The sequence below is a fragment of the Streptomyces sp. NPDC057939 genome (assembly GCF_042887545.1).
GTDB lineage: Bacteria > Actinomycetota > Actinomycetes > Streptomycetales > Streptomycetaceae > Streptomyces.
Genome location: NZ_JBHVPG010000002.1, coordinates 172,691 through 186,690, shown reverse-complemented (window position 1 = coordinate 186,690; position 14,000 = coordinate 172,691). Strand labels below are relative to the sequence as shown.

The 14,000-nt window shown below is 73.8% G+C and carries 14 protein-coding genes and 1 pseudogene; 6 read left to right on the top strand and 9 right to left on the bottom strand.

The window, feature by feature from the left end; all coding sequences use genetic code 11:
- Positions 1 to 200: 200 nt before the first annotated feature.
- A complete protein-coding gene (locus tag ACFVS6_RS03095; RefSeq protein WP_389700200.1) occupies positions 201 to 503 on the bottom strand; it encodes a hypothetical protein in 303 nt (100 codons plus the stop codon).
- Between ACFVS6_RS03095 and ACFVS6_RS03090 the strand changes: the two genes are divergently transcribed.
- From ACFVS6_RS03090 to ACFVS6_RS03070, 5 genes are all read left to right on the top strand, one after another.
- Positions 496 to 759 carry a hypothetical protein gene (locus ACFVS6_RS03090; RefSeq protein ID WP_389700199.1) on the top strand — a complete coding sequence of 88 codons (264 nt, stop codon included), beginning with the start codon at positions 496 to 498 and terminating at the stop codon, positions 757 to 759. The two genes, ACFVS6_RS03095 and ACFVS6_RS03090, sit on opposite strands and share 8 nt — an antisense overlap.
- 368 nt (positions 760 to 1,127) lie before the next feature.
- The gene (locus tag ACFVS6_RS03085) at positions 1,128 to 1,928 is read left to right on the top strand and encodes a thioredoxin family protein (protein ID WP_389700198.1); all 801 of its coding nucleotides are present in this window, start codon (positions 1,128 to 1,130) and stop codon (positions 1,926 to 1,928) included.
- A complete protein-coding gene (locus ACFVS6_RS03080) occupies positions 1,925 to 2,500 on the top strand; it encodes a hypothetical protein (RefSeq protein WP_389700197.1) in 576 nt (191 codons plus the stop codon). Before ACFVS6_RS03085 ends, ACFVS6_RS03080 begins: the two co-directional genes overlap by 4 nt.
- A 99-nt stretch (positions 2,501 to 2,599) precedes the next feature.
- Entirely contained in the window at positions 2,600 to 3,322 is a 723-nt protein-coding gene (locus ACFVS6_RS03075; RefSeq protein ID WP_389700196.1) for a response regulator transcription factor, read from the top strand.
- Entirely contained in the window at positions 3,319 to 4,704 is a 1,386-nt protein-coding gene (locus tag ACFVS6_RS03070) for an ATP-binding protein (RefSeq protein WP_389700195.1), read from the top strand. The genes ACFVS6_RS03075 and ACFVS6_RS03070 overlap by 4 nt, the downstream gene beginning before the upstream one ends.
- A 56-nt stretch (positions 4,705 to 4,760) precedes the next feature.
- Here ACFVS6_RS03070 and ACFVS6_RS03065 read toward each other — a convergent pair whose 3' ends face one another.
- The 4 genes from ACFVS6_RS03065 to ACFVS6_RS03050 all read right to left on the bottom strand — a co-directional run bounded on the left by ACFVS6_RS03065 (position 4,761) and on the right by ACFVS6_RS03050 (position 7,629).
- Positions 4,761 to 5,192 (bottom strand): pyridoxamine 5'-phosphate oxidase family protein, encoded by a 432-nt coding sequence (locus ACFVS6_RS03065; protein ID WP_389700194.1) that lies wholly within the window; start codon positions 5,190 to 5,192, stop codon positions 4,761 to 4,763.
- 236 nt (positions 5,193 to 5,428) lie between these two features.
- Complete coding sequence (locus ACFVS6_RS03060; protein ID WP_389700193.1) at positions 5,429 to 6,061, bottom strand: cysteine hydrolase family protein; 633 nt, start codon at positions 6,059 to 6,061, stop codon at positions 5,429 to 5,431.
- 146 nt (positions 6,062 to 6,207) lie between these two features.
- Complete coding sequence (locus ACFVS6_RS03055; RefSeq protein ID WP_389700192.1) at positions 6,208 to 7,203, bottom strand: GlxA family transcriptional regulator; 996 nt, start codon at positions 7,201 to 7,203, stop codon at positions 6,208 to 6,210.
- Positions 7,204 to 7,380: 177 nt separating this feature from the next.
- Positions 7,381 to 7,629: a hypothetical protein gene (locus ACFVS6_RS03050; RefSeq protein WP_389700191.1), complete on the bottom strand. Its 249-nt coding sequence runs from the start codon at positions 7,627 to 7,629 to the stop codon at positions 7,381 to 7,383.
- Positions 7,630 to 8,025: 396 nt separating this feature from the next.
- Between ACFVS6_RS03050 and ACFVS6_RS03045 the strand changes: the two genes are divergently transcribed.
- Complete coding sequence (locus tag ACFVS6_RS03045; RefSeq protein WP_389700190.1) at positions 8,026 to 9,030, top strand: BtrH N-terminal domain-containing protein; 1,005 nt, start codon at positions 8,026 to 8,028, stop codon at positions 9,028 to 9,030.
- Positions 9,031 to 9,159: 129 nt separating this feature from the next.
- Here ACFVS6_RS03045 and ACFVS6_RS03040 read toward each other — a convergent pair.
- From ACFVS6_RS03040 to ACFVS6_RS03025, 4 genes and pseudogenes are all read right to left on the bottom strand, one after another.
- Positions 9,160 to 10,203: pseudogene (locus ACFVS6_RS03040) on the bottom strand (LLM class flavin-dependent oxidoreductase); the annotation flags it as partial.
- 11 nt (positions 10,204 to 10,214) lie between these two features.
- Positions 10,215 to 11,345, bottom strand: a complete 1,131-nt coding sequence (locus tag ACFVS6_RS03035) for an LLM class flavin-dependent oxidoreductase (RefSeq protein ID WP_389700189.1) — start codon at positions 11,343 to 11,345, stop codon at positions 10,215 to 10,217.
- Positions 11,342 to 12,727 (bottom strand): NtaA/DmoA family FMN-dependent monooxygenase, encoded by a 1,386-nt coding sequence (locus tag ACFVS6_RS03030; RefSeq protein WP_389700188.1) that lies wholly within the window; start codon positions 12,725 to 12,727, stop codon positions 11,342 to 11,344. The genes ACFVS6_RS03035 and ACFVS6_RS03030 overlap by 4 nt, the downstream gene beginning before the upstream one ends.
- Positions 12,728 to 12,752: 25 nt before the next feature.
- Complete coding sequence (locus tag ACFVS6_RS03025; RefSeq protein ID WP_389700187.1) at positions 12,753 to 13,967, bottom strand: LLM class flavin-dependent oxidoreductase; 1,215 nt, start codon at positions 13,965 to 13,967, stop codon at positions 12,753 to 12,755.
- Between the last annotated feature and the right edge of the window lie 33 nt (positions 13,968 to 14,000).

Genomic DNA, 14,000 nt, shown 5'->3' with positions numbered 1-14,000 from the left:
CGGCCGCCGCGCGGCAGGCGTCCTCCGACCCGTTCCCGGGCCGGAGGACGTCTGCGTTCGCGCTACCCCGCGCACGGTCCCGCCCGCCCGGCGGCCGGGTGCGGGGGCGCGCACGAGGGCGCGGCCGGCACGGAAGGGGGGAGGCGGTGACGGCAGGCCCGGACCGTCGGCCACTATGGGGCCGTGCCCCGAATTCCGCGCTACCTGTTCATATGGCTGTCGTGCACGGCCACCAGCGTGACCGCCGTGCTCGCCACGGTCCAGTTCGTGGTCGGCTCGACCCGGCACACGCCCCCGGTCGCCCGTTCCGCCCCGACGGTCGTAGAATCGCCGCCGGCCTGGGAAGCGGTGACTGCCCCGTCGAGCGGACCGCCGTCCCCCTCCGCTTCCGTGTCACCGTCCGGAAGCGGATCGCCCTCCGCGTCCGAGCGGCCTTCGCCTTCCGCGTCCCCCGCTTCCACCCCGAAGGCCCCGCCGGCCACCACCCGGGCTCCCGTGCCCAAGCCCGCGGTCGACTGCCAGGAGGGCGGCCCGGGGCTGCACACCATTCCCTCGCAGGGCGGCAAGGCGACGGTCCGCTACGGCGCCCGCGGCGTGTGCCTGATCTCGGCGGTTCCCGGCCGCGGCTTCAAGGCCACCACGTCACAGACCTCCGACGACACCCTCACGGTCACGTTCAGCGGCGGGGACCACCGGTCGGTCATCACGGCGACCGTCGACCCGGTGGCGAAGGCGAGCGTCCGAGAGACGTCGTTCTGACCCACCGCACCACCGCGCCATCGCCCGACCGCCGCGCCGCCCCACCCCGCCGCCGGGCGTGCGATCGGGCCGGCCGTGCCCGATCCGCGGCATCCGCCGCTCCCGTCACCTTTCGCCCCTGCGGCGGCTTACGCACGCCGATCGACCGGGTTCCGCCGAAGCGGAAGGTGAGCTCTTCCTTAGGGCAACCTCAAGATCGGTCCGGGACGGCCCACGAGCCGCCGCGGGGCCCTAGGCTCGCGTCAGCCGAGCGGCCTCGGCGTTCCGGGCGTGACGGCCCGGAGATCCGTCGGGCCGCCGGCTTCACCGAGTCGGGAGGCGTCGCCGTCCCTCCCGCCGTCCGAACCGTGCCTTGGGGTGTCTTCGCCATGAGTCCTCGCCCGCTCCGATCCGTCCGCGCCCGCCGGGACGCACAGCCGGGAACCCCCGCCCGTCCGGCGGCGCGCCTGCCGCTGGTCGCCGTGGCCGTGCTCGCCGCGGGGCTGACCGCCGCCTGCGGCACGTCCTCCCCGCCCGTCGGCGCGGCCGCCGCGTCCGTCGCCGGATCGTCCCCGCAGGCCCCGTCCTCCGAAACCCCGTCGGCCGACGCCTCCGTGTCGGCATCCGCGTCCGCGTCCGGGCAGGCGTCCCCGAGTACGTCGCCCCCGTCCGCGCCCTCCGCCTCCGCGAGCACCCCGGCGGGCTCCTCGCCGACCCCGTCCAGGACGAGGACGGCAGCGACCCCCAGCCGTACCCCCTCCCAGCCGCCACGGACCTCCGCCGCGCCCGCACCCGCCCGGATACCCGGGCCCGGCTACGACAGTTCGGTCGGACAGGCACAGGTCGACGCCGCACTGCGCGCGGCCAAGGCCGACGGGCGGATGGTCCTCCTCGACTTCGGCGCCAACTGGTGCGGCAACTGCAAGGCGGCGGACAAGGTGTTCGCCCAGCCGCAGACGGCGGCCCTCCTCGGGGAGTCGTACCACCTGGTCAAGGTCGACATCGGCGGCAGCAGCTCCGCGGCCTCCGCGCTCCTGAGCAAGTACAGCCCCGGTGGCGGTAGTTACAAGATGCCCGTGCTCGTCGTCCTCTCACCGTCCGGGACGGTGCGCACCGACACGCACACCACGGGCAATCCGTCCCTGACCGCGGAGGGCATCAACTCCTTCCTGCGCCGGTGGGCGTCATGAGACGGCCGCGTACGAACCCGGCCCGCCGGGTGTGGCGCGTCCGACGGGCACGCACGGCCGCGGCCCTCCTCGCCCTGACCGCGCTCACCGCCTGCGGCGGGCAGACCTCGACGGCGGACGCCCCCGCGCCCGTGACCCGCTTCACCGAGAACGGCGTCACGGTCACCCTCTCCGTGTCCGAGTGGAAGGCCTCGAAGGGCACCCTGACCGCCGTGTTCACCCCGGAGGAGGGCTTCCACCTCTACAGCACGGACCTGCCGGCCACCGGCATCGAGGGCGTGGGCAGACCCACCGCGATGAACGTCACCGGCGCGCTCGCCGCGGAGGGCGGGCCGAAGGCCGCAGCGAAGGTGCGCGACATCGCCCTGCCCGGCGTCGACGCACCCGTCCCCGTCTACCCGGACGGCCCGGTCACCGTCACGCTGCCCGTTCGCGCCGGCGCCGACGGGGACGCGACCGTCCTGTTCGGCTACGCGAGCTGCAGCACCCAGGAGGGGTGCACCATCCCGGTCACCGACCACCCCGTGCACCTGCGCGTCACCGGCGACGGTCCGACGCTCGCCGCGCCCTGAGTCGCGTCGTGGCGGCGGTCCGGGCGCCGCCCCCGGCCGCCCGCCGCCTGCCCACGACCTGTTCACGACCTCTCGCGGCCCAGCACCTAAGGTGTCCCCATGCCCAGCGTCCTCGTCGTGGAAGACGACCCCAGCATCCGCCAGTCACTCATCGAGGTCCTGGCGGAACACGGGTATGCCGTACGGAGCGTGGGCGACGGTTTCGGCGCCCTGCGGGAGATCACCCGAATACCCGTCGACGCGGTGGTCCTCGACCTCGGACTGCCCGACCTGGACGGAGGGGACGCCCTGCGGATGATCCGCGGCATCTCCTCCGTCCCCGTCCTCGTGGCCACCGCCCGCGACGACGAGACGGAGATCATCAAGCTCCTCAACGCGGGCGCCGACGACTACCTGGTCAAGCCGTTCTCCGGCGGCCAGCTCATCGCCCGCCTCTCCGCCGTCCTCCGTCGCACCAGTCACGTCGCCCCGACCCGCCCGACCGCCGGCCCCGGACCGGCGCCGGCCGCCGAACCGATGCGGGCGACCACCGTCGGCGAACTCAGCGTCGATCCCGCCGCCCGCACCGCGCACCTGGCCGGCCTGGAGCTCCACCTGACGCGCAGGGAGTTCGACCTCCTGGCCTTCCTCGCCCACCACACCGGCCAGGTCGTCTCCAAACGCCGGCTGCTGAGCGAGGTCTGGCGCGAGCCGTACGTCGACGACCAGACCGTCGACGTCCACCTGTCGTCCCTGCGCCGCAAGCTCGGCGAACGGGCCTCCGCCCCGCGCTACCTGCTGACCGTCCGGGGCGTCGGCATCAAACTCGTGGCCCCCCGTTGAGACGCTCACTGGCCGGAGTCGCGCTCGCCGTGACGTCGATGGTGGCCCTCTCCTTCCTGATACCGCTGGCCGCACTCGTCATGTCGCTGGTCAAGGAGCAGAGCGTCACCGCCGCCGAACAACGCGCCGCCGCCCTCGCCCCCGTACTGACGTTGACCACCGACCCGTCCGCCCTGCGCGAGTCCGTCGCGGGACTCGACGCGTCGGAACACCTGGTGATCCACCTGCCGGACGCCCCGCCCCTCGGCACCTCCCAAGCACCCGCGGAACTGCTGCGCCGCGCCCAACAGGGACGCGAGTCCATCTCCCAGGAGATCCCCGCCGGCTGGACGTCGTTGCAGCCGGTGGTGCTGCCCGGTGACCGGGTCGCCGTCATCGAGAACTTCGTCCCCGAGGCGGACCTGACCCGTGGGGTCAAGGCCTCCTGGGCCGTCATGGTCCTCCTCGCCGTCGGTCTCGTCGCCGGGTCGGTGATGGTCGCCGACCGGCTCGGGGCCAAGGTCGTCCGGTCCTCGCGGCGGCTCGCGCAGGCCTCCCGAGCCCTGGGCGAGGGCGACCTCGACGCACGCGTCGACCCGATGGGCCCCCGGGAACTGAGGGACGCGGGCATCGCCTTCAACGCGATGGCCCACCGGATGACCGAACTGCTCGCCGTCGAACGCGAACTGGTCGCCGACCTGTCGCACCGACTGCGGACCCCGCTGACCGCCCTGCACCTGGCCTCGGAACGCATGGCCGGTACGCCGGAGTCGGCCAGGGTCGAGGCCGCGGTCGCCGAACTGGAGACGGAGCTCGAAGCCATCATCACGGCCGCCCGCACGCCGCTGGCCGTGGGCCCGATGGGGCAGGGCCTGCTCGGCACGGACGGCCACACCTCCCCCGGCGACGCCCCGCGCTGCGAGGCCGCCGACGTGGTCCGGCGCAGGACGTCCTTCTGGGCGATCCTGGCCGAGCAACAGAACCGCCCCTGCGCCCTCGAACTCACCCAGGAACCCACGGCCGTAGGCCTGTCCGACGACGACCTCGCCGCCGTGGTCGACGCGCTCATCGGCAACGTCTTCCGGCACACCGCCTCCGGGACCCCGTTCGGGGTCCGGGTCGCACGGACCGCGCAGGCCGTGGAACTCGTCGTGGAGGACTCCGGGCCGGGCATCCCTGAACCGGACCGGGCACTGTCCCGCGGCGCCAGCAGCGGTTCCTCCGGGCTCGGCCTCGACATCGCCCGGCGGGCCGCCGACGTCACCGGGGGCTCGCTGCGCATCGCCCGCGGTCCGCGCGGCGGCGCCCACATCACCGTGACCCTCGCCCTCGCCCCGCCCCTCCCCTCCGAACGCGGCCCCCGCGCCTCACGCAGACGCCCGGGGTGGCTCCGCCGGCGCTGACGGCACGGGGAAACCGGGGGTTCGGCTCGGTTCAGCGACGGCCTCCGCGGGTGCCCTCAGACCTGGCCGAGGTCCGAGCTCACCCACCGCTGCGGCCGCATGTGGATGACGATCTGCTCGCCGTGGTCCTTCCAGGCGAAGTCGACGTAGCCCTTCACCTTCTCCGCCGGCAGGTACCGGGCGGCGATCTCCGTCAGCCGCTCGCGCGTCGCGGGTTCCGTCGACAGGACCGGCCCCTCGACGGCGACGTAGCGGATCGACGGCTCGACCCGGTCGACCATCAGGCTGAACCGGCCGGCGGCCGCGATCAGCGAGGCCTTGCGGGAGTCCCGGCCCGTCATGATCCAAATGTCGCCGCCGGGGGAGTACTGGTACCAGATGGGGACCGTCAGCGGGGCCCGGTCGCCTTCGGAACCGGCGTCCACGGCGAGCGCGGCGATGTGTGCTTCGGCGAGGAACTCCTCGCGTTCGGTGGGGGACAGCGGCACGGAACGCTCCTTCGAGGGGAAGAACCTGCGCCCGGGCGACCCGCCCCGCCCCGGCCCGTTCCGGCGGCGCGCGAGCAGCCGCCCCGGCGGCGGACGGTTCCCAGGATGCCACCCGGAGCAACCGCGCACCCTGACCGTGCCGCCGCCGGCGCGCCGTTCGCCGCGGCCGGGGCCCCGACGGGAGGAGCCCGGTGGGAGCGGCCCCCGCCGCCCGCGCGGGCGGCGGGGGGAGCGGTTCACCGACGTCGGGCGGGGAGCTCGTCCACGGTCGCGACGACGGTGCCGAACAGATCGGTGACGGTGGTCAGGGCGGCGACCTGGAGCGCGGCGGCGGACAGGACGCTCCCGTCGGGGGCGGTGAGGGCCCGGGTGGCGGTGGTCTCGGCGACCACGGTGGGTCGGTACCCGAGGTTGAAGGCCCCCTGGGCGGTGTGGCTGACGCACATGTGCGTCATGAAGCCGCCGATGACGAGGTCCTTGCCGCTGCCCGGGGCGGCCCCCAGCCCGGTGAGGGTCCGCTCCAACTCGGTGAGGTGGAAGGCGTTGGGGAACTGCTTGACCACCACCGCCTCGCCGTCCACCGGCGCGACCTCGTCGCTGATGGCGCCGATGTGGGCGCGGATGTCGTACGGGGTGTTCTCGCCGCCGTCGTTGAGGACGTGCACGACCGGCGTACCGGCGGCGCGGGCGCGCTCCAGCAGGCGGGCGCCCGCGGCGAGGGCCTCCTCGACGCCTTCGAGGGCCATGACACCCGTCCGGTAGGTGTTCTGGAAGTCCACCATGACCAGGACGGAATCGGCGAGTCGGGGCGGCCGGTTGTCCAGGCCGTTGAGGTCGCGCAGGGTGGTGGAGGGCTCGGGCGTGCTCATGGGGTGCCTTTCGTGGCGGTTCGGTCAAGGAGTGGTTCGGGGCACGGCGAAGCCGTCCGCCGTGCCCGGACGGGAGCGCTTGGTCGAAGGGGAGGAACGGAACGGGTTGGCTGAACGGGTTGGCGGGACGGGTGACCCGACGCGGGTCAGGCGCCCGCCCCGGTACGGAACCGGCGGCGGTAGGCGGCCGGGGTGGTGGCGAGCTGCCGCCGGAAGGCCCGGTGCAGGGTCTCCGCCGATCCGAGGCCGGCAGCGGTCGCGACGTGCTCGACCGGACTGTCGGTGGTCTCCAGCAGCCGCCGGGCCACCTCGACCCGGGCGGCCTCGACGTACGCGGCGGGACTCGCGCCGGTCTCCTGTTTGAACACGCGGGCCAGGTGCCGCTCGCTGAGGCACATGCGGGCCGCCAGCACCTCCGCGGACAGGTCCTCGTCCAGGTGCTCGGCGATCCACAGCCGCAGCTCGTCGATGTCCCGACGGGCCGACGCGGGCCGGCTGAGCGGTACGGAGAACTGACTCTGCCCGCCCTGCCGTTTCAGGTACATCACCAGCTGCCGGGCCACCGCCAACGCCACGTCCTCGCCGAGGTCCTCGGCGACCAGCGCGAGCGAGAGGTCCAGGCAGGCACTGATCCCGGCGCCCGTCCACAGCCGGCCGCGGTCGGTACGGACGAAGATCGGATCCGGGTCGACGGTGACCGCCGGATGCTCGGCGGCGAGTTGGGCGGCGGTCGACCAGTGGGTCGTCGCCGTCCTCCCGTCCAGCAACCCGGCCGCCGCCAGCAGGTGCGCGCCCACGCACACCGACGCCACCCGACGCGCGTACGGGGCGGTGTCCTTCACCCAGGCCACCACATCGGGGTCGATGCGGGCCCGGGGTCCGTCGTCGGCCATGTCCACCGCGCCGGGCACCAGCAGGGTGTCGACCTGTTCGCCCACCTCGTCGAAGGACAGGTCGGCGAGCAGCCGCACACCGGCCGACGTCCGGACCTCACCCGCGGCGGGACCGGCGAGCCGGACCCGGTAGCCGGCGCGGCCCGCGGTTTCCCGGTTGGCCAGCGCGAAGACCTCGGCCGGGCCGGTGACGTCGAGGAGGTCGACATCGGGGAAGACCGCGATGACCACGCGGTGGGTGAGGGGCATGGACCCATCCTCGGGCCCGCCACCGATGACCGCAATGACGGCTTCCTGTCACATCCGGACATCCGGACATCCGTTGTCCGGCCGCTCCGACATCGCGGGCCCACCACGCCGGACGTCCGCGACGCAACGGTGCGCGGCCCCTTGCGGGACCGCGCACCGTTCCTCTGCGGGGTGGGGTCAGTAGTCGTCGTGACCGTGACCGTGGCCGCCGTAGCCGCCCCAGTCGTCGTCATCGTCGTCCCAGCCGCTGTTGTACCAGCCGCCGTGGTCGGAGTCTCCGCCGCAGCCGCCACCGGTGAGGTAGCTGACCGAGTGCGACGGGGTTGCTGCGGCAGCCGTACCCGCGGTGCCGATCGCCGCGCCACCGGCCATCAGCAGGCCCGCGGCGGAAATCGCGAACAGGCGCTTCGCTCTCTGTGCATGCATGGGAATACCCTTCCTTCCACCCTCCCACCACGTCTTCGGGGCAGGAACGGGTGACCGCGGCCGCACGTGAAGACGGCACGGCGCGGATCGTGGCGTTGCCTCCGTACGTCCGCACGTCTGCCCCAGCGACGCGTCCAATGCGACGTACCTCCCCGAGACGGGCACGCGACAGAGCCTCGGTCCCCGTCCATGGACGTGCGGGAACTCCGGCCGCTGGGGGCGTGCCCCGTGGGGGCGGCTCTCACCCCACATACGCTAGTACCGCTCCCGGCGCTCGGCACCTCGGGGAGAACAGCCGTCCGGCGACGACACGGAACTCCCGTCGTCGCCCGTACGCCGCGGGGCCGCCCCCCGGGCGACGACGGGAGTTCCGACGACAGGCCCTAGGCTGACCGCATGACTGTGCTCGTGTATGAAGACTTCGGTACCGGACGCCACCGCGAGGCCTCCCTGATCCGGCACGCCCTGGGGAGCACGCACCCGGAGGAGCTGGTCGCCGGCCTGGCCGGCGGTATCGGCTTCATGTACTTCGTCTTCGAATACGCGGGCCGCAACCCCATCGCCACCATCGTGGCCCAGGCCCACCCCGAACCCTGGGTCCAGGTCGCGCTCGGCCGCCTGGGAGTCCCGTACGACGCCACGCGCGCGATGAAGCCCCGCTGGGGCCGTGTCCGCGCCGCCCTCGACGAGGGGCAGCCCGCCTTCTGCGTCGTCGACCGGTCCTCGCTGCCCTGGCACGAGGCCGACCCGGACGCCGAGATGACCGGCGCCGACCCGTACACCGTCGTCATCGCCGGCTACGACGGCGACGACCTGCTGATCGAGGACGTTGCCGACACCCCGCACCGCATCGACCGCGAGGAGTTCGGGGCCGCCTGGACGGCGCACCGCAAGGGCCGGCACCAGCTGATCGTCCCGACCGGTCCGCCCGAGGGCGAGCCGGACGTCGAAGGGGCCGTCGCCTCCACCGTCACCCACCTCACCGGGCCCGTCCTGGGCAACCAGTTCGACGTCAACTTCGGTTTCACCGGCATGGAGAAGTTCGCCGCGCAGCTGCGCGACCGGACCACGAAGACGGGCTGGGAGCGCCGCTTCGGCAGCTCCCCGGAGGCCTTCCGCGAGGGCGCCGGGCGGCTGTACGCCTGCCTGGAGGAGGAGTGGACCGCACCGGGCGCCACCCGCCCGCTCTACGCCGACTTCCTCGAACTCGTCGACCGTCCCGAGGCGGCCGAACTCTTCCGGCGGTCCGCCCGGCACTGGTCCGACCTGGCGGGCCTCGCCCGCGCGGTCGACCCGAACGCCGGGGCGCAGGAGCGCCGGACCTTCTTCGAGGCCTGCGCCGAGCACGTGGACCGCAGCCTCGACCTCGAAGGGCAGGCGGTCGAAGCGCTCCGCAAGTAGCGCCCCGAACCGCCCCTCCCCGCGCGGCCCCGCGCCCCGGCCGGCCCCCCCCGGGGAGCCGCGGCGCGCCCCCACCACCGCCCCCCCCCCGGGGGGACGGCCCCCGGCCGCGGGGCCGGGGGGGGTGGGGGTGGGAAACAACACAGAGGCGCCGGTGGCCTCCTGGAGCCGTTCCAGCTGGTCGGCGACCGTCCGCGCCGATCCCACGAACCGCGTGTCCACCCGGTCGGCGACCAGGTCCCGGTCGGCGTCCGTCCACGGCAGTCGACGCGCCTCCTCCGGTGTCGGATAGGGGATCGCGCCCTCGGCGGTACGGATGCTGCGCACCCAGGGCCCGTAGCCGGCGGCCAACTCCCGCGCCTGCGCGTCGTCGGGGGCCACCACCACGTCGGCGGACACCGACAGGTGCGGCCGGTCCAGCTCGTCCGACGGCTTGAAGGCGGCCCGGTAGCCCTCCGCGGCCTCCAGTACCGAGGCCGGACTGACGTGGTAGTTCGCCGCGAAGCGCAGCCCGTTGCGGCCCGCTGTCTCCGCACTGACCCCACCGCTGCTGCCCAGGATCCACACCTGCACCTCGGCCCCCTCACCCGGCACGGCGTGCGCCTCCACACCCTCGGGGGAGCGGTACTCGCCGCGCAGCAGCGCCAGTACGTCGGCCACCTGCTCGGCGTAGTCCTGCGGGTGGGCGCCCGGCAGGTTCAACAGCTTCTGCTGGAGGGCCACCCGCGGGTGCCCGAGGAGGTGCGCGAAGGAGAAGCGGGGCGGGATCAGCAGGCCGTTCGGAGTGAGCCCCTCGAAGGGCGGTGCGGCGTCCGGGGCGGGCTGCGGCGGCCGGCCGGCCGAACGACCCAGGCCCAGGTCGAGGCGGCCCGGGTGCAGGGCGTCGATCAGGCCGAACTCCTCGACCGTGGACAGGGCGGTGCGGTGACCGAGTTGGACGGCCCCGGAGCCGATCCGGATCTTCGTGGTCGCGGAGGCGGTCAACGCGAGCACCACGGCGGGTGAGGTCCCGGCCACACCGGGGTTGAGGTGGTGCTCGGCGAACCAGTAGCGGGCGTAGCCGAAGCGTTCCGTCTGCCGGGCCAGGTCGACGCTGCGGTGCAGGGCCTCGGCGGCGGTCGAACCGGAGGTGATCGGGACGAGGTCGAGGACCCCCAGGGGTATGCCGGACATGGCCGTGCTCCTTACAGGTCGGGAGAGGCGGGAACAGCGGAGGCGGAGAGGGCCGGTCCGACGGAGCCCGGTCCGGGGAGGGGCGCGCCGGGACGGGCCGGATCATGGAAGACCGGATCGGGGATCGAGCGGCGCAGGACGGGCGCGACCCGCGCCTGGAACAGTTCGAGGGACGCCCGGTGCTCCGCGTCCGAGAGCCCGCCGGGCTCGGCCTGCAGGTGCAGCACCGTGTGGCCGAACTCCTCGTGGTAGCGGTGCACCTTCTCGACCACCTGCTGCGGGCTGCCGATCAGGGCCGAACTGCGCTCGACGAAGTCGTCCAGGGTCGGGAAGACCGGCTCCACGCCCTGCGCCCGGTGGGCCGCCAGGTACCGAGCGAACGCCGGCCGGTAGGCGGCCACCGCACCCTGCGAGGTGGGCGCCGTGTGGAAGCCCGCCGTGCCCGCGCCCACGACCGCGTGCGCCGGATCGTGCCCGTGGTGCGCCCAACGCTCCCGGTAGTGACGGATCAACTCCGCGTACGGGCCGATCGGGTGGGTGACGTTCGCCGAGAACAGCGGGTCGCCGTGGCGCGCCGCGAGGTCGACGGACTCCCGGCTCGTGGCACTGCCGTGCCACACCCGCAGCTTCCGCTGGTACGGCCGGGGCAGCACCTCGGCACCCGTCAGCGCGGGCCGGAACCGGGGCCGCGCGGTCACCTCGTCCTCCTGCCAGATCCGCCGGAACAGTTCGTAGCCCTCGGAGTTGCGGTCCCACTGGTCCTCGGGGCTCACGTCGAACAACTCGCGCTGTGCCGTGCCGTTCCCCTTGCCGATCATCAGGTCGAGCCGGCCGTCGCTGAGGTGGTCGAGCGTCGCGTAGTCCTCGTACGCCCGCACCGGGTCCAGCAGGCTCAGCGTCGTCACCGCCGTGTACAGCCGGATCCGGCGGGTCAGCGCCGCGATGTGCGAGAGCACCACGGGCGGCGACGAGGAGAGGAAGGGCCGCTCGTGGCGCTCGCCCACCCCGAACCCGTCGAACCCGAGTTCCTCCGCCAGCAACGCGGCGGACACGACCTGGCGGAAGCGTTCGCGGGTGGGGGTCGGTGCCCCCGTCAGGGGATCGGCCGAGTCCGTGATCAGGGTGATGGCCAGGAACTTCACGAGGCGTTGGCCGCCCGCCCGGCCTCCTGCCGCGCGGCGGGTACGGAGATTCCCAGGTGCTCGCGCAGGGTGCTGCCCTCGTACTCGGAGCTGAAGACACCGCGCTCCTGGAGCAGCGGCACGACCGTGTCGGCGAACACGTCCAGGCCACCGGGGGTGATGTGCGGGACCAGGATGAACCCGTCGGCGGCGTCCTGCTGCACCAGGGAGTCGATCTGTCCCGCCACCGTGGCCGGGGAACCGACGAACGTCTGACGGGCCGTCGTCGCGATCACCAGCTCGCGGATCGACAGGTTCTTCGCCTCGGCGAGCTCCCGCCACTCACGTGCGGTGGCGAGGGGGTCACGGAACTGCCGCACGCTCGCCCGCCCCAGGGCGATGGTGTTCTCCCCGACCTCCGGATCGATGTCGGGCAGCGGGCCGTCGGGGTCGTGGTCGGACAGGTCCCGGTTCCACACGTGCTCCAGGTACTTGATCGCGGTCTGCCCGCTGACCTGGAGACGACGCACCTCGTGGGCGCTCTCGTGGGCCTCGGCATCGGTGTCACCGAGCACGAAGGTGGCAGCGGGAAGGATCTTCAACTGATCAGGGGTGCGGCCGTACTTGGCCAGCCGGCCCTTGACGTCGGCGTAGAACTCCCGGCCCTCGTCCAGGGTCCCGTGCCGTCCGAAGATCGCGTCGGCCCCGGAGGCCGCGAACTCCCGCCCCTCCTCGGAGTCCCCGGCCTGGAAGACCACGGGCCGGCCCTGGGGGCTGCGCGGCACGTTGAACCGGCCCTCGATGTCGAAGTGCTGCCCCCGGTGGGCGAAGGCCCCGGCGCGGGCGTCCCGCAGGAAGGTGCCCGTCGCGGGATCCGCCGCGATCTCCGAGCCGTCCCACGAGTCGAACAGCTCGATCGCCGTCGACAGGAACTCCCGGGCCCGCGAGTACCGTTCCTCCCGCGGCAGGAAGCCGCCGCGCCGAAAGTTCTCCCCGGTGAAGGCGTCCCAGGAGGTGACGACGTTCCACGCGGCGCGCCCCTCGGAGAGGTGGTCGAGCGAAGCGAACTGGCGGGCCACCTCGTACGGCTCGTTGAAGGTCGAGTTGATCGTCCCGGTCAGTCCGAGCCGCTCGGTGACGGCCGCGAGGGCCGCCAGCACGGTGAACGTGTCCGGACGCCCCACGACGTCCAGGTCGTATATCTCACCGCCCTGTTCGCGCAGTCGCAGTCCCTCGGCGAGGAAGAGGAAGTCGAACTTGGCGCGCTCGGCGGTGCGGGCGAAGTGGACGAACGAGTCGAAGTCGATGTGGCTGCCCGCCGCCGGGTCGCTCCAGACGGTGGTGTTGTTGACACCGGGGAAGTGGGCCGCGAGGTGGATCTGCTTGAGCGGCTTGGTGCTCATGGTTCGTCCTTCCGGATCGTTCGCGTCAGGCGGCGGGGCCGGGCGCCGCGTAGCGGTTGGCCGGGTGCCGGTCCAGGCCGAGGAGTCCGCGCAGGGTGTCCGCCCCGTACGCGGTGCGGAACAGGCCGCGCCGTTGCAACTCGGGCACCAGCCCCCGGGTGATGGCGGGCAGGTCGTGCGCGATGACGGCCGGGTGCAGCCGGAAGCCCGACAGGCCCGCCGTCCGCCGCTCCTCCAGCAGGTCGGCCAGCCGGCCGGGGCTCCCGGCGAACACCTCGGCGTCCCCCTCGTACGGGTCGCCGGCGAGCGCGTCGAGGCGTTCCCGGCGGCCGGTCGCCGCCGGGCCGTCCTCGTCCAGGAACACGATCAGCTCGCCGAACAGGTGCAGGGGCTCCGTGGCGCGCCCGGCCTCGTCCTGGGCCCGTCGCACCGCCTCCACCGCGGCCACGGTCTCCCCGAGGCCGCGGACTGCAAGGTGTCCGACGTCCGCGGACCGGGCCACGAGCCGGTACGCGGCGTCGATGTCGCCCGGGGCCACGACCGCGCTCACCAGGGGCTGCCCCTGCGGCGGGCGGGGGGTGATCGAGGGGCCCCGGACACGGAAGTGCCGGCCCTCGAAGTCGATGTGGTGCAGCTTGGCGCGGTCCACGAACCGGCCGGTGGCCACGTCACGGATCTCCGCGTCGTCCTCCCAGCTGTCCCACAGCCGCCGAACCACCTCGACGTGGTCGGCGGCCTCCTCGTACAGCTCCGCCGCGGACGGCGCGGCCGTGCGGCGGCCGAAGTGCCGCTCCTCGTGGGGCAGCGCGGACACCTGGACGTGCACACCCGCCCGGCCCCGGCTGACGTGGTCGAGGGTGGCCACGGCCTTGGAGATGTGGAACGGCTCGGTGTGGGTGGTGGTGACGGCCGGCACCAGGCCCAGGTGCCGGGTCAGCGGGGCGACGCGGGCCGCGGTCAGTACGGCGTCGAGCCGCCCTCGGACGCGGTCCGTCCGCCCGTCGGGGCCGTCGGGTGCGGACGACTGGAGGACGAGCCCGTCCTCGAAGGTGACGAAGTCCAGCAGCCCGGCCTCGGCCTCGGCGACGATTCCGGCCCAGTGACGGGCCGTGAAGAGGGCCTCAGGCCGTGCCCCCGGCTCGCGCCAGGCGGCAGGATGCCGGCCCGCGCCGTCGAGTGCGACGGCGAGGTGAAGGGGCCCGGAGACGGTGGGAACGGAACGGGACGGGAATGCGGACACGTCGGCATGCGCCTTCCTGATGGGCGTGCGGGA

Coding starts and splice junctions, on each gene's coding strand:
- ACFVS6_RS03045 (WP_389700190.1), top strand. CDS start 8,026: ATGACTGTGCTCGTGTATGAAGACTTCGGTACCGGACGCCACCGCGAG.
- ACFVS6_RS03030 (WP_389700188.1), bottom strand. CDS start 12,727: ATGAGCACCAAGCCGCTCAAGCAGATCCACCTCGCGGCCCACTTCCCC.
- ACFVS6_RS03075 (WP_389700196.1), top strand. CDS start 2,600: ATGCCCAGCGTCCTCGTCGTGGAAGACGACCCCAGCATCCGCCAGTCA.
- ACFVS6_RS03060 (WP_389700193.1), bottom strand. CDS start 6,061: ATGAGCACGCCCGAGCCCTCCACCACCCTGCGCGACCTCAACGGCCTG.
- ACFVS6_RS03055 (WP_389700192.1), bottom strand. CDS start 7,203: ATGCCCCTCACCCACCGCGTGGTCATCGCGGTCTTCCCCGATGTCGAC.
- ACFVS6_RS03080 (WP_389700197.1), top strand. CDS start 1,925: ATGAGACGGCCGCGTACGAACCCGGCCCGCCGGGTGTGGCGCGTCCGA.
- ACFVS6_RS03050 (WP_389700191.1), bottom strand. CDS start 7,629: ATGCATGCACAGAGAGCGAAGCGCCTGTTCGCGATTTCCGCCGCGGGC.
- ACFVS6_RS03085 (WP_389700198.1), top strand. CDS start 1,128: ATGAGTCCTCGCCCGCTCCGATCCGTCCGCGCCCGCCGGGACGCACAG.